The organism is Accumulibacter sp. (assembly GCF_023806625.1).
Lineage (GTDB): Bacteria > Pseudomonadota > Gammaproteobacteria > Burkholderiales > Rhodocyclaceae > Accumulibacter.
In genome coordinates this window covers 1-19255 of the sequence record NZ_JAMTDX010000032.1, presented here as the reverse complement: position 1 = coordinate 19255, position 19255 = coordinate 1, and the positions used below count along the sequence as shown (strand labels likewise).

The following is a 19255-nucleotide window of genomic DNA, read 5'->3' as shown; positions in this document are numbered from 1 at the left end:
AGCGCTCACGGCAACTCGACGTCGTCCACCGACCGGGCGCTTGCGGCCGCACGTTCGACGACCGACATCTCGCTTTCGGCCAGGGTCAGGGTGTAATGCCGGCGTGGATCGAAGCCCTCGTGCAGGTCGACGCGATCGAGAATGTCGGCGACGAGCTTCTTCAGGAACAACCTGGGCGCCACGCCGACCTTGCCGCCCAGGCCGCCAGCCACCGCACGAGCGAGCGTGTCGAGATAGCCGTCGTCGACGATGCTGCGCAGCCGCTGCTCGTGGGGCCGGCCTTCGGCGTAGATGCCCCGGACGCGCCGGCCGACCGCGAGCAGCGCCGCATGGTCGAACGCGGCCAGGCGGATCTGCACCGCACGGGGGTTGTCGAAGCGACGGTCGGTGGCGAAGTCGACGTGCAGACGTTGCGCCAGTGGCGCCAGGCGCTGCACTCCCTGCGCTCCGTCGAAGAACGCCGGCGTGCCCGTGACCACCAGATAGAGCCCCGGATACCGTCCGGCGTCGATCTCGTCGATCCATTGCCTGAGCGCGTTCAGGCCCTTCTCACGCGTATCCGTGCGCATGCGCTGCAGCGTCTCCACCTCGTCGAGCATCATCACGAGTCCGGAGAAGCCGCTGTCGCGCAGGATGGTCAGCAGACCGACCAGGAAGTTGGTTGCGCCGAAATGGTCCAGGTCGCCCTTGATTCCCGCTGCGCGCCTGACGCTGGCCGCCACGTTCGGCTGGCCCGACAGCCAGCTGATCAGGCCCTCGGCCAACATGCCATCCCCGGCCGCCAGAGCGCGGCGGTACCTTCGCAGCACGGCGGAGAAGGCTGGGGCGGTCCTGCTGATCGTGGCCAGGCGCGCCTCCATCAGCGCGTCGGTGCGCAACAGCAGGTCCTCCGCGTCGTCGGGGTCGACCGACGCATCGGCCAGGACGTCCTGTTCCAGCGCATAGAACCAGCCGTCGATGACCCCGCGGAAGGCGCCGCTGGCCGTGTCGGCCGTGCCCAGATGTTCGACGAGTCGGCGGTAGACCGTCTCCAGTCGATGCAGGGGCGTCTCGGTCTCGTTGATCTGCACTTCGGTCGCCGCAAAGCCGCGGGCTCGCGCGCGCTCCTGCAGCCAGCGACCAAAAAAGGTCTTGCCCGTCCCGTACTCGCCACGGACGGCCTTGAATCCGCCGCGGCCGGCGGCGACCGCGGCCAGTTCCTCGTCGAGCGTCGGCGCGAACGACTCGATGCCCACTGCGAGCGCGTCGAGGCCGCTGGTCGGCACCGTGCCGCGACGCAAAGCGCTGACGATGTCTTCCCGTCGCGCGGCGCTGATCATCGTCGAATCCCCTGGCCACCGAGACGGAACTGCTGGTGCAGCAGCGCGATGTTCAACTCCACCGTTCCAGCCGCCTCATCGATGACCAGCACCGGCGCCTGGTCCACGTTCAACAGGCGTCTGACCGCGCTGAGCATGCCGCCGAGGCGGATGTCCGGCAGCGAGAGCCGCTGCGCGAGTGCGGCGCGGGAGAGCTTGCCGCCGCGCTCGGACAGCGCGCTGAGCAGGGCGCGCATCTGCTCGTCAGGCAGCGCGACCCGGGCAGCCAGCTGCCTTTGCGATGCGTAAATGGGTCCGCTCAACAAGGCGCTGATCCAGTCCGCTGCTGCCGGCACCCGCGCAGGCGGCAATTCGCTCTCCTCGAACAACTGCGGCTGACCGGCTTGCGCGCTCGGCTTGTGGCCGGAGGGTCGTCCGGGTTGGCTGACCGCGGGCTTCGCCTCGCCCGACTTCGGGATCGGCGGCAGTTCCCACCACTCGGGCTGAGCGGGTGGCGCGGGCGTCCATCCCGGCAGGTTGAGCCCCAGGGGCACGATCACGGCGAGCGGCACCGTCACCTCCTGAGGCGACAGGCCGCCGTGGTAGCCGTTCTTGCGCCCGCCGTAGCGGGTGCTTTCTCCCCAAAGGCACACGACGGCGTTCGAGCCGTCGCTGGTCACCACGCGCCCACCGCTCACCGCCAGCTCGTGCGGCGCGCGGCCGCCGGTGCCCGGGCGCCAGCGATCGCTGTCGCCGCCGTTGCCGACCTGGGTGGTGCCGTCCTCCAGCAGGTGTCCGTGGTCGGCGGTGATCACCACCACGCGCCGGGCTTCCCGCGCTTCGCGCAGCAGAGGCAGCAGCAGGCGCAGGTCTTCGAGCGTCCAGCGCTGATGCAACTGGTCGGGGCCGCTGAGGTGGTCGTCGACGGCGTTGTAGACCACGCCGAGCACGCGTTGATGAGGGTTCGCGATCGCCGCGCGCACCTCGGGGGCCAGGTTGCTCGCGTCGGCCAGGTCGCCCTTGTGGAACAGCCGGGGCGGTACGCCGACGCGGCTGTGCGCGAGCAGCGCCGGATGCGACGCGAATCCTGCCCGCTCCTGAGCGGCGGCGCCCAGCGCGAGCCGTCCGCAGAGCAGGCTGGCGCGGCTGACCTCGGTGACGGTGGGCAGTGCCGCCACGCCGAGCAGTGGCTGCCCGAGGTCGCCGGGTACCATCTCGGCCCAGCCGTGCCTCGCGCTGCGCGCGAACAGCTCGCGAAAGATGCTCATGCTCAAGCCGTCGATCACCAGCAGCAAGATCGGATGGGTCGCAGCGATCGGCGCCACGACCTGCTCGAGTACGGATTCGACCGGTACCAGGCGCCCGTCTACGGACGGCTGGTTCGCATTCCACTCGATCAGCGCCTGGGCGAACGGCCGGGCGAACCTGTTCCGCCGGTCGATCAGAGCCTCGCGGCACGCGCCGTAGGCCTGCGAGAGCTCCGGAATCTCGTCGCCGCCGAGCAGACGGAAGCGTGCCCAGTCCACGAATGCGCCCTCGTCCGCCTGCCACGCTGCGGCGTCCGCCAGCGACGTCGCTGCCCTGGGCGCAGTCAGCAGCCAGCGGGCCAGACGGCGTGCCATCGCCACGCGCTCGGCGCGCGGCGGCTGTGACGCCATCAGCGTGTGCTCGAGCGCGCGGTCGGCCTGCGACTCGACCTGCGCCAGGTTGGCCTCGGTGGGCTCGGCGACATGCGCCGAGAGGGCGAGCGCGAAGTCCTGCAATCGCTGGTCGAGCGCTGCGGGCAGCAGATCGCTCAAGTGGGCGAACTGGGCGACGCGCAAGTCGCGCAGCAGGGCGTCCGCGCGGTCGAGTGCCACGCGCGTGGCCTCCAGTCCGGCCGCCCGCACCACCTGCTCCGCGGCGCGCGCCCACGCGCGGCCCTCCGTCACCCCGACGTGCCTGTCGTCGACGTAGCGCTCCAGGCGGATGGCCGCCTGGCCCAACGCGGCCTGCCCTTCGCCTTGCGGCGCAAAGATCACCCCGCAGACCAGCCCGAGTGGCAGGGCGTCGGCCGTGCGGCCGGATTCGACGCACCCGAGAACCATCTCGCCGGCGCTGCCGGCCGCTTCGCCGAGCCAGCGCATCACGTCCGCTCTGGCTGCCACGGGCAGTTGATCCAGCGTGGCTTCGGCGCCGGCCGTCATCGACCAGTTCAGCAGAGCGACGGCGTCCGGGCGCGCTGCCGGAATGCGCAGAAACCGTTGCAGCACCTCCTGCCAGGCCGTCTCCAGACCGAGAAAGCCGTTGGCCACCGGCGGGTAGGGGCCCTGTGCCGCGGCGTCGATCAGGCACTGCGGCATCCAGGCGAAGCGTCCCAGCCGCGCGTCGGTTTCCCTGGCCTGGAAGAGCTGACGGACGATGTCCCAGCCTTCCGGCTGAAAAACTCGCGCACGCGCCAGGCGCGCGGCGATGTCTTCGGCGATCTCGTGCGTCGCCAACGGGGTGAGGACCACCAGCCCCGCCGTCGCCGGGTCTTGCTGCTCGAGGTCGCACAGCGCCTCGCGGATGGCCAGCGACGATTCGCACCAGCGCAGCGCGAATTGCCGGCCACGCTGGCTCAGCGTCCCGGGCCACGGCTGGCGGGTTCTCGCCCGGATCGCCAGGGCCACGGTCGCCGGATCGCTCGCCAGCAGCCGCTCGATCTGTGCCGCGATCTGCGGAGTCGACAAGCTCATCGCTTCGTGCCCTTGCGCTCCAGGCGCCAGCTGAGCGTCAGCTGCAGATCGTGGTCGCCTGTGACGCGGTCCTTCAGCGCATCGAGCTGCGCGACGGCTGCGTCGCCGCTCAGATGGACGGCCTGACTCTCCTCGACGACGTCCGCACCCGGCGGTGTCGGCGGAGGGGGCGGTGGCGGCGGCGGCGGAGGGGGCACCACGGCCAGCAGATTCATGGCGTCGCGTTCGAGTTCCGCCAGTCTCGACTTGAGCGGGACGACATGCTCGTCGGCGGTCAGCACCTCGGCGAGGCGACTGATGATCCCGGCGGCCGCTTCGCGCCGATGGTCGCCGAGATCGCGGATCACGTCGAACAATTGCCAGTTGCCGTTGGTGAGCGCATCCGCGCACGCCTGGGCCTGGCCAAGGGTCCGGCTCACCGCCGCCTCCGAGGTGTTCAGGGTCGCCGTGGCCAGCGCCGTCACGACATCGCCTTCGGTGGCCTGCGTCAGCGTGGCCAGCAGCGCCCCCGCCGATTCCGCCGACTGCTGGCGGGCGCCGGTGACGCCTGCCGCATAGCGGGTCGACCGGTCACGCACCTGGGCAAGCAATCGTCCCACGGCCTCGCGCTTGCCGCTCGCCGCCTGCTTCACGTCATCGACCAGGCGGCCGACGTTGGCCGCGTTGAGCGTCTGCGCGAGCGTCAGCCCGAACAGGCTGGCCGCGCGCTGCAGCGCTGTCTGCCAGTCGGCGGCGTTGGGCAGCGCCTGCTCCTTCAACTCCAGGTCGTCGGAGAGGCTGTCGATGGTCGGTTCGACCGGCCCGCCGCGCAGCGTGAAGCGGCGGTTGGTGGACGCGGCGTAGGTCAGGATGATCAGGTTCTGCAGCTCGATCGGCAGTCCCATCGGCACCGGGGTATCGATCCAGCGGCGCAGCCTGGTCACCGTGATCGGCCCGCCGCCTTCGCGCGCGTGGCTCTGGGCGAACCGGGATGGCCAGTGGGGTTCGATCAACAGGTGCGTCTCGCCCATCCGGCCGATCTGGCAGGGGTTCACCACCGCGCGCACCAGCTTGCGCGTCGAGTGGTCCTGCACCAGCCCCCGCTGGCCGGGCGAATCGATCGCCTTCTGCACTTCGGGCCAGACCTTCCTGACGACTCTGGCCTCGACCTGGGTGTCGAACTCGGGATGCGCCGGGTACTGGTGGGCGAACAACTGACCCAGCAGGCTCTCGAAGGCGCTGCGGAAATCGGCGCCTACGGGAGGGCGCGGCGACAGCGTCGGATCCAGCGACTGGAACTGCTGGTCCGCGCTGAGCGGGTGGCTCACCGCATCCCGCGGCTCGCTGCTGACGCCGTAGGCCACTTCGAGCTGCGACCGGAGCTTGATCCGCAACTGGTCGAGCTGATTCCGGGCCAGTGCCCTGGCCTGCACGCGATCGACGAACGAAAGGTGCGCGGCGTAATTGTCGAAACGCTCGCCCTGCAGGATGGTGTCGAGCACGACCAGGCGGCCGAGGTCGGCGAGCGCCTTGTTGCTGAGGAACGAGGGCAGCCACACGAGCGTGCGCGTGTCGCCGCCGCGGTACGCGCCGAGGCGCGCCAGGTCGTCCGCCGGCCCGAAGTTCGCCTCGTCGAACGGGAAGTCGATGACCACCGACCAGGTGCCGGAGCGGCCACGCAGCCGGTCGTCGGTCATCTCGCGGACGTTCTCGTAGAGCACCTCGACTTCGCGCCGCGTGCCGCGCCAGACGAAGTCGCAGGTGGTGAACAACCCGCCGGCGTCCTGAATGCCCAGCTGCTCGAAAAGGATCTCGCGGATCTTCCTGCGTCGGTTGCCGGCGTTGTCGTTGGCCTCGGCCGCACGGAGGATGGGCTCGATGTCGACGCCGGTGACCTGGATCGAGATCAGCGGGTTCTGGTCTTCGGTGATCTTGATCTCGCCGACCTGGCTGGCCCAGTCGCGGCACTTGCGCAGCACGTCCTGCGCCTCGCGCCCGGGGATCGGCGAGCGGAAGGTGCCATGGTTCAGCGCCGCCAGGCGCTGCGCGGTCAGGCCCTTGAGCGATTCCACCTCGGGCACCAGCGCGCCGAGCAGCAGCGTCTTGAGCAGCCGCGCGTCGTTGCGCAGGCTCTTCGCCGCCGCCGGGTCCGCCTGGCCGAGCCTGATCGCCTCCCAGGTCACGCCGTGGTGGCGTTCGAGCATCGGCAGCAGCCGCTGGTCGTACAGGCGCCGGGCGTTGTCGAAATGCAGGCGCATGCCTTCGGAGAACGGCTCGTCGCCCTCGGCGATGGCGTCGTACAGGTCGCCGACCGGGATCAGCTGCCCGAGTTCCAGGTCCGCCCGGCGGTCCACCAGCAGTTGCAGCATCAGCTTCAGCGCGGTGCGCTCGCGCTGCAGCGCCGCCGAGACGGCGATCAGCGTCTGCACCAGCGCCGGGCTGAACGGATAGACCTTGCGGAACATCTCCCGGTCGGCCGTGGTGGTGAGCAAGGTGTCGAGCACGTCCTTGCGCATCCTCATCAGGTCGTCGAACGTCGCCTGCAGCGTTTGCCGCGCGGCCTCGCTCACCGGGCGCAGCACGCGCTTCTCGGCGATCGCCGGCAGGTTGCGGTCTTCGAGCGTGATCCGGTGGAAGCGCGCTTCCCAGTGCCTGAGCACATCGCTGAACTGCAACTGCACCGAGCCGGCGAGGTTCTCGCCGACCAGGTCGCGCAGGTCGCGCTGCCGCGCGACGAAGCTGATCAGCGGCACGGGCCGATCCGCGTTGGTGGCCTCCACCAGCTTGACCAGCTTGGTGCCCTCGCGGCTGACGAAGTGGAGGTCGGCGGCGTGGCTGGCGAGCCAGAGCACCAGCTCGTCCAGGAACAGGATGACCGCGTCGTAGCCGAGCGCCTGGGCGTGGCGGCTCATGATGCTCAGCCCGTCGTCGAGCGAGACGAAGGATTCGCCGCTGCCGGCCAGGCTGCGGTACGCCGAGAAGTACTGCGTGATCAGGTCGCCGACGAGGCGCGCGCGCTCCTCGCCGTTGGGCGGCTCGAGCATCGCCGCCTCGAAGCTCGCGGCGTCCCAGCCGCCTTCCAGGTCGCCCCAGCCGCCACCGCCGCCACCGTCCTTGCTCAGCTGCGCGAAGAACGCCTCGTCGCCCATGCGCTCGCGCAGCTCGCACGCATCCCTGAACAGCCCCTCGGCGAGGTAGAAGCCGGGCACCGGCGCATCCGGGTGCTTCCTGCGCACGTGCTCGGCGTACTGGCCGAGGATCGCCGATTCCATGTCCCGCGAGCCGATCATGTGATACGGCACGAGCAGGAACCGGCGCCCATGCGTCCAGCCATGGCGCGCCACCACGTCGGCCAGCTCGGGGATCGAGCGCGCCTGCGTGTTGCCGGCCAGCAGCAGGTTGAGCACCGCCATGAAATGGCTCTTGCCCGAGCCGAAACTGCCGTGCAGGTAGGCCGCCTTGCTGGCGCCCGTGTGCACCGCCTGCTCGATGAAGCCCAGGGCGTTGCCGAAGGCATCGACCAGCTGCGGCGTCACCACGTAGTCGCGCAGCGTCTGCTCCGGCTCGCTGACCCCCTTGGTGAGCTGCAGGACGAAGTCGCCCTGATGCACGCGCTCGGGGATCGCGATCAAATCGCGGATCAGTGGCATGTCGGTCCTCGTCAGTTCCTGGCCTTGTCGTCGCGCGAGAAGCAGTTCGCGACGATGGCCTCGATGCGCCCGATCTGCTCTGTCTTCAGCAGCAGCAATTCGGGGGCGTTTCTTCGCCGTTCAGGCATGCGGTCGCTGTTCTGGTGGATCCACTGGATCAGCAGGTTGATCGTTCGATTCGCCAGGTCGAATTCCCGGTCGATCTGCTCGTAGGCCTGGTCGTAGGCCTGCAGGAACGCCGTCTCGTCGACCAATGACTGCTCGAGCGCCTGCTCGGCACAGCGGGTCACGAAGTCGGCGGCGGTCTTGCCGTTCCAGAGCGCATAAGCCAGCGGTGAAGAGCGGAAGTCGAAGGTGAATTCATTGTCGGCAATGTAGGTCACGTCCCAGAGCTGCCGCGCGGGCCGGCTGAACGATTCCAGAGTGGCCAGGTAGCCGGCCTCGTTGCGCTTCATCGCTACCGACAGGGGCAGGATGGCCGGATTGCCGTTCACCGTCGGTAGCGCCCCGTGAAAGCTCAGGCTGTGGTGCGCCAACAGTCGCGAGAGGCGGCCGTTGCCGTCCATGAAGGGGTGCACGAACACGAAGCCGAAGCTCACCAATGCGGCTTTCACGAGCGGTGGCACGTCGCCTGCGCGTGCGTTGGCCATGCGCATCAGTCCGTCCATCAACTCGCCGACCCTTGCGGGCGGCGGTGGCACGTAGCGCACCGCCAAGACGCCGTGGCCGCCGCGCTGCAGCCAGTTCTGCTCGTTGCGGAAGGAGTACTCCTCCTTGATCGCGCTGGTGATCACCAGGTTCTGCAGATCGACGAGGTAGTCCTCGGACAGTGGGCGCTGGTCGCGCAACTGCTCCATCGCCTGCAGGAAGGCGCGCTCCTTGTCCGGTGCCGGGGTTTCGCTCTCGATGGCGAACGAGTCGCGGGTCTCGCTGAGGTATGCCCGGTTCATCACGCGGTCGAGCACAACTAGGTTCTGCGGATCGCTCACCCAGGTGCGCAGCCGCTCCAGCACGGCCTGGCCGCGCTGCTCCAGCGCTGCGTTGCGCGCGACCACCGGGCAGAACTCGTAAGGCCCGATGCCGTTGAAGTTGACCCGGTACTTGCGGCTGCGCTCCCACTGCGGCCCGGTGTAGTACCTGCCGGGCTCGAAGAATTCAATGTAGTTGCCGCCCGTGGAGTCCCACGGCAGCAGCAGCGCCTGCCCGTTGGCCTTCTCCCAGATGAACGCCGCGCGGCGCAAGTAGGCGCCCAGGCGTTGCGCCGTCAGGGCCCGCACAAGCTCCTCAGCCGGCACCCGCTTCAGCGCTTCATGCAGGATGTCGAGTCGCGTGCCTTCGTGTTTGAGCGCGAACAGCACATGGTCCAGCACCAAGGCACCCGCGGCGGGTGCCACATGTCGCGGCACGGCCAGCGGCTCGGGCATGCGCTCGATTCGCGTCACCGGCCGGACCTGCGCCGGCCGGCCCAGCGGCGGCATGCGCAGAGGGATGCGTGACAGCAGATACTCGTATCCGATCACCGGCGGCACCGTTTCTTCTTGCTGGGCCACATGTTCTTCATAGAAAGCGGCACTGGACCCTGTTTTTCGTTACCTCGCCTTCCCGGTCAGGGACGAGGGCCAGATGCCCGGGTTTGCAGGACCGGCAGTCCGCTTCCTCATGGAAGCTTCGACCGAGGCCGGCTCTTCCCGACTGAACCCCGGTTCGGCTCGCCCGCTGGCGCCCGCGCCGTGCCGGCGCCGCCACGGGCTTCCACCCGGGAAGGTCGTCCGACGTGAATCCCAGCGCTCGGGCCTCCTCGGCGTCGAAGCCACCGAAGAACGCGGCCGTGTGCTCACCGTACGCGTGTTCGGCCGCGCTGCTCCACCGCCGGAGCCGAAACTGCCATACAGGTGGGCGGCCTTGCTGCTGGCCGTCTGCACAGCCTGCTGGATGAAGCCCAGGGCGTTGTTGAAGGCATCGACCTTCTGCGGCGTCCCCACGTAGTCACGCGGCGTCTGCTCGGGCTCGCTGACCCCCCTGGTGAGTTGCAGGACGAAGTCGCCCTGAGGCACGCGCTCGGGGATCGATATCAGGTTTTTCAGCAGCGGCATCGGGTGGATCCCTCCCTGCGGTCCGGCTCTTGGCGCAGATATGGTTGCCAAACGAACATGTCGGCGAAACGCGTTAAAAACCAACGGCAATTTTAACACGTAGGCTTCCGCGCTGAATTCGGTGGCTCAGCGCGTCAGGAGCTCGAAAAGCGCCTGGTTGATGAAGTACACCTCGCGGCCCACCTTCTGCCCGCGGAGAACGCCCAGGCGCTCCAACTCGCGCAGGTACTTGGCGCAGGTCTGGCGCGTGCCGATACCTGCCCGTTCCAGGAACTGGATCTTGCAGTAGGGCTGGCGGAAGATCTGCTCGATCAGATCCTTGCTGTAAAGCCTTGGCGCTTCGCGCTGCACGTGTTCGCGCACGGCATCCATCAGCGCCAGGATGTCGGTGATCTGCTGGCGTGTGCGCAGCGACGTCTGCTCCACCGCGTTCAGCATGTACAGCACCCAGTCACCCCAGGCGGCTTCCTCGGTGACCCGCCGAAGACCTTCGTAATAGGCGGCCTTGTGTTCGATGATGTGGCGCGACAGGTAGAGGATCGGCAGGTTCAGCAGCCCCTGGTCCACGAGGTACAGGATGTTCAGGATGCGTCCGGTGCGCCCGTTGCCATCGGAGAACGGGTGGATGGCTTCGAACTGGTAGTGCACCAGCGCCATCTTGACCAGCACGTCCAGGCTATCCTCGGCGTGCATGAAGGTCTCGAGGTCACGCAGCTTGTCGCGAATGACCGCTTCGCTCTCAGGGGGTGTATAGATCGTCTCGCCAAAGCCGTTGGCGATACGCGTCCCAGGGGTGCGACGCACGTCGAAGCCGGTCTGTTTGATCAGCTGGGCGATCTCGATGAACAGGTTCGTCGCCAGTGGCCGTTCCCTGATCTGCCTAAAGCCATGGTTCAACGCCTGGCGATAGCGCAGCACCTCCTTGGCTTCCGGGCTGGCAGGCAGGGCTTCGTCGGATGCTGCTCTGAACAGCTCGTCGTTCGTCGTCACGATGTTCTCGATTGCCGACGACGCCCGCGCTTCCTGCAGCACCAGACTGTCGATGAGCATGACCTGGTTGGGCATGCGCTCGGCCATCCCTTTCAATTCGGCAAGCGCGCGACTGGCCGCAATCGCCTTCTTCAGGACGGCAGGTGTCTCAACCTCGGTGGTGGGTGGCAGTGGCGGGAGATCGTTGAAGGGGGTGTCGCGATCGAACATGGGCCAGTCACCTCAGCGGCTTCACACCGCCCCTGCGGCCGAACCCGAAGCCGATGCGATACACGTCGGGCATCTGAATGCGTTGATCGCGAAGGCGCTCGATTAGACCCAGCGACTGCAGGTCATCGAGCAATCCGGAGGCGCCGCGGCCCAAGCTTTGCGGTGGAAGCTTGACCCCGGCGGTCGTTTGGACCAGTTGGTCCGTCAGGCGCTCGATCGTCTCTGCGTCCTTCCACAGCCGCTCGAATTCGCTCGCTGCGCAAGGTACCGTCACCTTGCCCCGTAGCGGCTGCATCACGAACTCGATCCACGGGTAGTCTTCGGTGGTCACCTCGTTCACGCGGATCTTGGATGCCGCTTGCACACCGGCTTGAATGGCTCGGAAGTGAAGGGTCGTCATGGCATCCGCGGGCGTATGGTCGGCTGCATGTCGCACGGCTGCGCAGTAGCTTCGCGGGCTGACCTGTCCGAGCCCGTCGAGCAGGTGATTGACGAGCCAGGTATACGGTTTTCCGCGCTTGTAGCCGCTGGGGCCAGACGCCATGGCCTTGCCGGCAAGTTGCTCGAACAGACGCTCCTGCAGCTCTTCGTTGGAACGTAGTGCGCGTGGCAGAAGCCATCCCTGTTGCTCCGATGAAAAGGCCTGGCCAGTCGCCTCCGTGGCCAGCTGCCTGAAGGCGGCGCCCCCATGCGCCGCGTTGGCAGCACACTGGAACATCAGCGCATAGAGATCTGCGCGCTGCCAGCGGAGGTCGGCCTTGCGGGCCAGCAGCTTTGACGCGTCGGGAAAGCCGATGATCTCCCGATCCTGCAACATGTCGGGTCGAAGGAATACCTTGAAGCGGATGCGCCGCGTCGATCGAACATCGAGGGCTAGTTGCAGGAGTGCGCGCGAAAGGGGGCGGATGGTGGCCCAGTCGTCAGCGAGCCGGTCCAGTGCATCGAACAGCACGACCAGCGACTGACCCTTCGCGTCGAGCTCGGTGTCCTTGGCTCGAAGCAGTTCGTCGAATTCCTCGGGGTGCTCGCCCACCCACTGCACGCGGTCCGACCACTTGGTCGAGGTCGGAAACGGCGCGCCGAAGCCGGCGTTGTGCGCCAGTACGGTCCGCCAGATGGCGCGCGCGGGGTGGCTCTTCAGCAAGGCGGCCAACACATCCGGGCTTGGCGCCCCAGTCGACACGCTCTGAGCGCCAAAGGCCTGCGCCACCTCGATTGCCGAACCCAGGCGAATATCCGGAAAGGCCGCCGCGATGTAGCGGCGATGTTCGGGTGAGGCGAGGTGTGCCCACCAGAAGCTCTTGCCCGCACCCCTGATACCCTCGACGACGCTGCTGTCGACATCCAGCGCCTTCGCATGGCTCGGTGGCACAAAGGTGAAGGCGGGTCTGCGAGTGTCAGCAGCTCCGGCCTGGTCGACCGCAGGCAGGGACTCGCGCAACGCGATGCGCAACTCGTTCGGGTCAGCCATTCGTCAACTCCGGAAGGGCGTCGATCACTTCCTGCACGAACGGTCCAAATGCGAGATCGATGTCGGTGTCGTCTACCCCGCCAGCGCTGCGGCTCAGCAGGGGGTTGAACTCTTGAAAACGGGCGTTCCAGCGCACCCGCATCGGAAAGTGCGGCGCGTCCTCGCTGTGAAGATCGAACGTGAACGCGTCTACCGGAGCTTCGACGCCAGGCTCCAGCTGGTCGTAGACGAGCTCGTGGAACACGTCCCAGGCGTTTTGAACGAAACGGCTAGCGCGATCCGCCTGATCACTTTCAGGAAAGAGCGCTTGAACCATCACGATCCGATCTCGCACCTGACGCAAGACTTCCGGTCGTTGTTGCCAGTGCATGAACAACTGCCGGTACCCTTGCCAGTTCTGCGGGGAATCAGTGGCAAACAGCAGGGCGACCGAGGCCATGCTGCCGATAGCCACGGCCGCCACGTCGTGCAACCCTGCTCGACTGTCGATGAGCACGATGTGAGGTTGCTCCTGTGCCTCGAGCAGCCCCGTGATCTTCAGCATCCGATCGGCGAAGGTCTGCGGTCCATTCCTTGAAGGAACATCGACGTAAACGCGCGCCAGCTTGCTCAGATAGGCAGTCTCTCCTTGGCCCATCGCCGCGGCGACCCGGATCGAGCCCTGGGTGTTGTCAGCCAAGGGGCTGACCGAGATCATGTCACGTAGCACCACATCACCTTGCCCTACCGAATCTTCGACGAACCAGTCCACCAGCCCGCAGGAAGCAACCCGCTCTGGGGGAAGCAGTAAGCCGGACAAACCTGGCGACTCCAGATCGAAGTCGATCAGGAGCACCTTCTTGCCGTCTCGCGCCAGTCGATAGGCGAACATCGCGAGGGCCGTAGAACGGCCAACGCCACCCTTGAGCCCGTAGAAGACCACGCGCGGGGGATGACCCTGCTCGGCGAAACGGTTGGTACGCAGCCAGTCCTGGCCGACCACTTGACGGTCCAGCAAGCGTACGGCGATCTCGCGGCCTGGCACTTCGCTGCCGTCTGCTGCAGTCGTCGCAGGCACCGTGACGATCGTCTGGTGCCAGTCGCGGTGCTCGAACAGCGATGCCGGATTCGAAAAGTCATCCTTGAACAGCACCGCCGGAACCGAGGCGTAGGAACCCAGCGTGGCGGCGGCCTCGATCAGTCGTTGCAGCGCGTCGGCGGGATAAACGTCTTCGGGCCGAGCTTCGGCACGCGGCCCCTCCGGCTGTTCACCCTGTGGCAGAGGACGCCAGGCGTCGACGGCAAAGCGAAGGCGGCCGTAGATGTCACGAACGATACCCACCGGCCATTCCGGCGGCAGCCCCTCATCCTGCAGTGCCACTGCGGCACGTAGCAGTGCCTGGTTGAATGTGCATCCAGTCATCACAGCACTCCTCCGCCCGCTGCTTCGTCCAGCAGCGCGTCCATTTCCAAAGCCGCCCACTCCCAGGCTTGCAGCGAAGCCGACAGCGGTATCGCCGACTCGATCCAATAGCGATGATCGGTCTTCCAGTTGGCCAGCGAGGTCAGGTTGGGCAGCTGGCTTTGCAGTATGCTCGCGGCCCGGCCGTCGGGCAGTGTGAGCAGTCCAGTGACCAGCGTCCCCAACAGCGGCATGTGCTCACGAAACGGCTTCAGCAGACTGCCCGTGCCATCAACAGGTGCGCCGGCTCGAACCAGAAGCGACTTCAGCCCGCACTCGACGCAGATGCCAAACAACTGCCCCGCATTTGCCATTCGCCCGGCATGCTGCAGCAGATGCGCATCGCGGATGTGGCGTCGCGCCGCGGCGACGTAGTCAACACTCATGCTCTTGCCTTCCTCCCCCGCTTGCCAGCAACGGCCGCCGGCCTCCAGCCACGAAGGTCGTCCAGCGTGAACCCCAGCGCTCGAGCTTCCTCGTTGACGAAGCCGCGGTAGTAGGTGCCCATGCGCTCGCCGTAGACGGGGTCGATCTCGTTGTGCCACTGTTCCAGCCAGGGCACCAGTTCGAGCAGGCCGGCGAGCAGCGGCTGCAGGCGAGCGGGCTCCCAGCCCTCTTTCTCCTTCATCTCCAGGGTGTAGGCGGCCAGCGCGGTGGCCTGCTGCAGAGGGTTCCAGCCGGCCCAGGCGATCGGCAGACTGGTGTCGGCGCCGCGCTCGCAGCCCGGGTAGCCGATCCACCGCTCCTTGGGCACGTCCAGGCCGCCGCGCAGGCGCCAGAAGTCGGCCTTCAGGAAGTCCTTGCTCTGGTACTTCGGCGGAACGGGGATCCTGCCGACCTGCTCGCCAGAGTCCTCGCGCCGCTGCAGCGCCCAGGTGTCTTCCCACTGCGCGCGCTTGCGCAGGCCGGTGTCGGTGTAGCGGAGCACGGGCAGGAAGGGCACCGACTCGCCGGCGACGAGTTCGGCGACGACCTGGATGAGGTCGAAGTCGGCGTGGCCGGCGTAGAGCCCGGCGATGTGCAGGAAGCCCGCGTCGGTGCGCACGGCGTCGGCGAGCCGGTTGACGGTGGTGAGCTGCGCTGGGCGATCGGCGTCCGCGGGCCACAGCTGCGGCGCCTCCAGCCGGTCGAGCAGCCAGTCGCGCAGCGCGGCGCGTTCCAGGTCGTCCCAGGCCGGCGTGTTCCAGCGGCGCTTGTACTCGGGCCGCTCGATCAGGCCGATGTTGCGGTCGCGCTCGATCAGCTCGATGCGCCGCGCGACGACCTGCCGGTAGTCTTCGGGCCAGTGCGCCGGAATCTCGGTGATCGGCGTGGAGCCGTGGCGCTCGAACCAAGTGGTCGTCTCGCCGCCGGAGGCGACGCGGCGGGCCAGCACGATCTCGAAGGCGCGCTCGCCGAGCCCGACTTCAGGCGGCGCGGCGCATTCGACTGCCGCTGCGTCGGTGCCGGGTGGCAGCAGACCGTAGAGGCGGTAGCACTGCCAGTCGAGCTCTTCCTGCGCGGCGATCATCTGCCGACGCAGCGATCCTGCACGTTGGCGGGCGGCGTCGAGGCTGGGGCGGGTGGGCAGGGTCATGGGGCGTCAGACATTGGCCGACAGCAACAAGCCATCCAGCTCGCGATAGAGGGAAAACTGGCCGTCGAAGCTGAGCAATCGGGCGTGACAATGCACGGCCGTCGCGATGATCAGCCGGTCCTGCGGGTCCTTGTGATGTTCGGGCAGAGCGACCGCCGCCGCGCCGATCCGGTGCGTGACGGGCAGGAAGCGAACAACTTGCGCCTGCTCGACTGCTTCGAGCCATTCCTCGAAGGGCATGTCAAGTTCGATCCGGCCATGCCGCACGAGCCAGGCCATCTCGAAGCAGGAGATGGCGGACACGCCAACCTCGTCCGCTTCTTCGATCAGCCGGATGACCGCGGGCGAGAGGCGGCCCGGAATCTGGTTGATCCACCAATGCCAGATATGGGTGTCGAGGACGATCATTCCGCAAGCCCCCAATCGGCGGCGGGTACCGAGGACAGGACATCGCCATGCTCCCGGGCCTTGCCGGCCAGTTGTGGTGGAGGGCGACGGCGCACGGGGCGGGCGCCCTCGGGTTCATCCGACAGCAGCAGGATCACCCGGGCGTGGCGGCCGTAGAACGCCTTGCAGTCGGCGGGCAAGACAATGCCGCCTTGCGGGGAAATCGTGGTTTCGAGTTCGATGGCTCGCATGTCATGCCTCCGGGTCGGGGTCGCCTGCGGCGAGCAGCGCGGCTGGACTGGTGGCGGCGAGCTCCCGGGCGAGACGGTCGAGGGTTTGGGCCAGGGCGACGGGGCGCAGCGAGGCCAGCGGGAACTCGGCAACGACCGTCGAGTTGAAGACGAAGAACTTCTCCCATTGCTCTGCGGCGATGCCGCCACCGATGCCGCCATTGCCCTTGCAATGGCCCACCTGCTTGAACCAGAAGCACGCCACCGACGAGTTCAGGAGCCCGAGCAGCCCGAGGTGCTCGTCCTCGCTGGCGCCGGCCGGCAGCTTGATCACCGGCGCCGTCTGCTTGAAGACCTTGCCGCCGCGGTCGAGGACGAAGTGGTTGTGGGTGGCGACTTCCCCAAAGCCAATACTAAGGGGCGTGAAGAACTTCTCATGTGAGATGTGCCCGTACGCATACCAAGCGAGACCACGGTCGACCTGACTCTTCTTAAACCATTGCCGGTTCGCCAAGCCCGTTCTTAGGGGCCAGAACCAGCGCGAGAGGCGGTCATCCATATGCGGCGCAAACGTCTCCCGCTCATGCGGGTATAGGGAGACTTCATCGACCAACAACGACCAGTCTCGGAGGGCGTCACCGACGACGAAACCACGGACATAGTCTGGGTCGAAGCCCTGTCGCAACACGACATCCTTTGGCAGGTGAAAGGCGTCATCTTCGAGCGTGACCACCCCAATGCCGACATTTGCGACCTCAGACAGCCGCATCGCAGCCGCCGACTGAACAATCTCTCGAACGTCCACGGCCCCGCCCCCGCCGATGCTCCACGGATGCTTCGCGAAGGCTGCCCTCGGCGTGTCGCCGACACTGACGAACTCGCTCTCCGACCCCGCACGGTCAATCTGCCCGACGATCGCCGACCACACCAGTCCCTGCGCCGGGTCGTCCGGCGTGCTCGGCTCGCCCTTGATCCCCATCACCGTGCGCACCGCCTCGCCCACCGGCGCGCGGTGGCGGCCGAAGAGGATCACGGTCGGCGTGCCGTGGCCGGGGATGTAGGCGCCCGAGGTGTCGACCACGTGCGTCAGGTCGAGCCGCGGCAGCACCTGCTCGATGAGCTTGGCTCCAAACTCGCGCTTCATGAAGCTGTTGGCGGTGATCAGCCCGACGAAGCCGGCCGGCCGGCCGTCGCCGCTGTTTTGACCGGTGAGCCCCAGCTCGAAGAAGCGCTCGGTGAACGGCGCGCCGAGCGAGTACTTCATGTGGCAGCTCGCGTAACGTTTCCGATACGCCGCGTTGAGTGCCGCGTCCCTGACGACGATGTACGGCGGGTTGCCGACCACCGCGTGGTACTGCCGCCCGAGGATGCGCTGCACTTCGGCCAGGTCCTCGCTGGCGTAGGCGTGCGCCAGCCCGGTGCCCGCGTAGTGCTCGGCGCCGTCGAACATGTCGTCGGTCGCGGTCAGGCCGAAGCGCCTGCCGTGCAGCAGGCTGTCGCCGATGGCCACGAACAGCTCGAAGTCGGGCGCTTCGGAAAGGCGATGGACGCCGGCCACCTCGAGCGCCGCGACGAGCAGCCGGAAGCGCGAGATCGCCACCGCGAACGGATTGAGGTCCACGCCGGCGACGGCGTCCAGCGCCCGCTGCGCGATGTCGCGCGGGTTGCGCGCCGGCTCGTTGCGCAGCCACTCATCGACCAGCCGGCGGAAGCCGCCGAGCAGGAAGTGCCCGGAGCCGCAGGTCGGGTCGATCATCCGCACTTCGCGGAAGCCGAACTCGCGGATCGCCGGGGTCAGCGTGCGGTCGAGGATGAAGTCCTCGACGAACTCCGGCGTCTGCAGCAGCGCGTAGCGCTTGCGCGTGGCTTCCGACAGGTCCTGGTACAGGTCACCGAGGAAGCGGGTGTTCCAGTCGGGGTCGGTGAAGTCGTGCGCAAGCCGGCCGGTGTTGGGGTCCACCTGCTGCCAGAACTGGCGCAGGGCCATCGCCGCGTCGCCACTGAGCCCCAGGCGAAAGACCGGGTTGTGCGCCTCGTCGAAGAAGGTGGAGAGCCCGGGCAGCGTGCCGGCCTCGCGGAAGCACGCCAGCAGGTAGTCGCGGTCGCTCTCCAGCGGCTTCTCGCGGAAGTAGGCCTCGTGCCGGTCGCGCGCCAGCGCGAGTCGACCCCCATGAGGGCCGGACTCCGGTGTTCCGGAGAGCCACGGTCGCTCGACCAGTTCGTTGTCTTCGATGAAGCGCAGGAACACGCACGAGAGCAGCCAGTGCACGCCGGCCTGCGTGATGACCTGGTCGGCCCAGCTCTCGAAGGTCTCAGCCGTGCGGTCGGCGTCGCGCGCGGCGTGCCACTCGGCGTGCAGGCCGGCCTTCAGCTCGGGCAGCTCGGCGATGCGCTGGCGCAGGTCGTCTTCGAGGCGCTTCTGCAGGCGGGTCAGGTCGGCGAGCAGCCGAGGGGCGTTGATCACTGGCGTCTACCGAACAAGTGCGGACTTCAAGGAACCTTCGTTGTCGTTGTCGCTGTCGTTCTCGGTGTCGCTGTCGTTCTCGGTGTCGCTGTCGTTCTCGCTGTCATTGTCGTTCTCGCTGTCGTTGTCGTTGTCGTTGTCGTCGTCGTTCTCGCTGTCGTTGTCGTTGTCGTTGTCGTCGTCGTCGTCGAAATCGTTTTCCTTGCCGTAACCAAGCCGATCGTACCCCTCCAAATCCTCTCGCACCTCGTGGCTTCGTTGTCCGAGCTTGGTCAGCATTGCAACGATTCGGATCAACATCGTCTTGCCTTGCGCGTTTTCATCAGCGGTCAGTACTTTGCAGACTTCCAGGCAGTCCTGGATCGACGCGCATTCCAACGCCGAGCCGCGAGCGATTTCAAAGAAGCGACGCCGATCAGCGTTGGTTCCCTTGCCATTGCCTTCGGCGATGTTCAACGCGATCGATTGCGAGGCGCGAAGCAGTTGATCCCGCGAGTGCCGATCGATGCCGCTCAAACGCTTGGCGGTTTCGTACGCCCAAGCCACGTACCGGATCGAAACTTGGTAGACATCGAGTTGCTCGTGGCCAAATTGCATTGATTCTCCGATTACGATTTCGACAACGACAACGACAACGATTTCGACAACGACAACGACAACGACAACGATTTCGACAACGACAACGACAACGACAACGATTTCGACAACGACAACGACAACGATTTCGACAACGACAACGACAACGACAA

At 67.1% G+C, this 19255-nt stretch carries 14 protein-coding genes; all 14 read right to left on the bottom strand.

Features of this window, described 5'->3' with window-relative positions; genetic code table 11:
• Positions 1-5: 5 nt before the first annotated feature.
• On the bottom strand, positions 6-1319 hold the full coding sequence (gene brxD / locus NFW05_RS06375; protein ID WP_295303862.1) for a BREX system ATP-binding protein BrxD: 1314 nt from the start codon (positions 1317-1319) through the stop codon (positions 6-8).
• Positions 1316-4015 (bottom strand): BREX-2 system phosphatase PglZ, encoded by a 2700-nt coding sequence (pglZ, locus tag NFW05_RS06370; RefSeq protein ID WP_295303859.1) that lies wholly within the window; start codon positions 4013-4015, stop codon positions 1316-1318. The genes brxD and pglZ overlap by 4 nt, the downstream gene beginning before the upstream one ends.
• Positions 4012-7644 (bottom strand): phage resistance protein, encoded by a 3633-nt coding sequence (locus NFW05_RS06365; protein ID WP_295303856.1) that lies wholly within the window; start codon positions 7642-7644, stop codon positions 4012-4014. The genes pglZ and NFW05_RS06365 overlap by 4 nt, the downstream gene beginning before the upstream one ends.
• Positions 7645-7655: 11 nt before the next feature.
• Complete coding sequence (locus tag NFW05_RS06360; protein ID WP_295303851.1) at positions 7656-9068, bottom strand: Fic family protein; 1413 nt, start codon at positions 9066-9068, stop codon at positions 7656-7658.
• Between the two features lie 165 nt (positions 9069-9233).
• A complete protein-coding gene (locus tag NFW05_RS06355) occupies positions 9234-9737 on the bottom strand; it encodes a hypothetical protein (RefSeq protein WP_295303842.1) in 504 nt (167 codons plus the stop codon).
• A 126-nt stretch (positions 9738-9863) separates the two neighbouring features.
• Entirely contained in the window at positions 9864-10937 is a 1074-nt protein-coding gene (locus NFW05_RS06350) for a Fic family protein (protein WP_295303832.1), read from the bottom strand.
• A gap of 7 nt (positions 10938-10944) precedes the next feature.
• Positions 10945-12408 (bottom strand): hypothetical protein, encoded by a 1464-nt coding sequence (locus NFW05_RS06345; protein WP_295303830.1) that lies wholly within the window; start codon positions 12406-12408, stop codon positions 10945-10947.
• The gene (locus NFW05_RS06340; RefSeq protein ID WP_295303826.1) at positions 12401-13810 is read right to left on the bottom strand and encodes an AAA family ATPase; all 1410 of its coding nucleotides are present in this window, start codon (positions 13808-13810) and stop codon (positions 12401-12403) included. Before NFW05_RS06340 ends, NFW05_RS06345 begins: the two co-directional genes overlap by 8 nt.
• Positions 13810-14235, bottom strand: a complete 426-nt coding sequence (locus NFW05_RS06335; RefSeq protein ID WP_295303824.1) for a hypothetical protein — start codon at positions 14233-14235, stop codon at positions 13810-13812. The genes NFW05_RS06340 and NFW05_RS06335 overlap by 1 nt, the downstream gene beginning before the upstream one ends.
• Positions 14232-15425 (bottom strand): BREX-2 system adenine-specific DNA-methyltransferase PglX, encoded by a 1194-nt coding sequence (pglX, locus tag NFW05_RS06330; RefSeq protein WP_295303821.1) that lies wholly within the window; start codon positions 15423-15425, stop codon positions 14232-14234. Before pglX (NFW05_RS06330) ends, NFW05_RS06335 begins: the two co-directional genes overlap by 4 nt.
• Before the next feature lie 6 nt (positions 15426-15431).
• Complete coding sequence (locus NFW05_RS06325; RefSeq protein ID WP_295303818.1) at positions 15432-15833, bottom strand: type II toxin-antitoxin system VapC family toxin; 402 nt, start codon at positions 15831-15833, stop codon at positions 15432-15434.
• Positions 15830-16063: a hypothetical protein gene (locus tag NFW05_RS06320; RefSeq protein WP_295303815.1), complete on the bottom strand. Its 234-nt coding sequence runs from the start codon at positions 16061-16063 to the stop codon at positions 15830-15832. Before NFW05_RS06320 ends, NFW05_RS06325 begins: the two co-directional genes overlap by 4 nt.
• A 1-nt stretch (position 16064) precedes the next feature.
• On the bottom strand, positions 16065-18506 hold the full coding sequence (pglX, locus tag NFW05_RS06315) for a BREX-2 system adenine-specific DNA-methyltransferase PglX (RefSeq protein WP_295303813.1): 2442 nt from the start codon (positions 18504-18506) through the stop codon (positions 16065-16067).
• A gap of 6 nt (positions 18507-18512) precedes the next feature.
• The coding region (locus NFW05_RS06310) for a four helix bundle protein (protein WP_295303810.1) at positions 18513-19255 on the bottom strand (743 nt) is incomplete at its 5' end.

Coding starts and splice junctions, on each gene's coding strand:
- brxD (WP_295303862.1), bottom strand. CDS start 1,319: ATGATCAGCGCCGCGCGACGGGAAGACATCGTCAGCGCTTTGCGTCGC.
- pglZ (WP_295303859.1), bottom strand. CDS start 4,015: ATGAGCTTGTCGACTCCGCAGATCGCGGCACAGATCGAGCGGCTGCTG.
- NFW05_RS06365 (WP_295303856.1), bottom strand. CDS start 7,644: ATGCCACTGATCCGCGATTTGATCGCGATCCCCGAGCGCGTGCATCAG.
- NFW05_RS06360 (WP_295303851.1), bottom strand. CDS start 9,068: ATGCCCGAGCCGCTGGCCGTGCCGCGACATGTGGCACCCGCCGCGGGT.
- NFW05_RS06355 (WP_295303842.1), bottom strand. CDS start 9,737: ATGCCGCTGCTGAAAAACCTGATATCGATCCCCGAGCGCGTGCCTCAG.
- NFW05_RS06350 (WP_295303832.1), bottom strand. CDS start 10,937: ATGTTCGATCGCGACACCCCCTTCAACGATCTCCCGCCACTGCCACCC.
- NFW05_RS06345 (WP_295303830.1), bottom strand. CDS start 12,408: ATGGCTGACCCGAACGAGTTGCGCATCGCGTTGCGCGAGTCCCTGCCT.
- NFW05_RS06340 (WP_295303826.1), bottom strand. CDS start 13,810: ATGACTGGATGCACATTCAACCAGGCACTGCTACGTGCCGCAGTGGCA.
- NFW05_RS06335 (WP_295303824.1), bottom strand. CDS start 14,235: ATGAGTGTTGACTACGTCGCCGCGGCGCGACGCCACATCCGCGATGCG.
- pglX (WP_295303821.1), bottom strand. CDS start 15,425: ATGACCCTGCCCACCCGCCCCAGCCTCGACGCCGCCCGCCAACGTGCA.
- NFW05_RS06325 (WP_295303818.1), bottom strand. CDS start 15,833: ATGATCGTCCTCGACACCCATATCTGGCATTGGTGGATCAACCAGATT.
- NFW05_RS06320 (WP_295303815.1), bottom strand. CDS start 16,063: ATGCGAGCCATCGAACTCGAAACCACGATTTCCCCGCAAGGCGGCATT.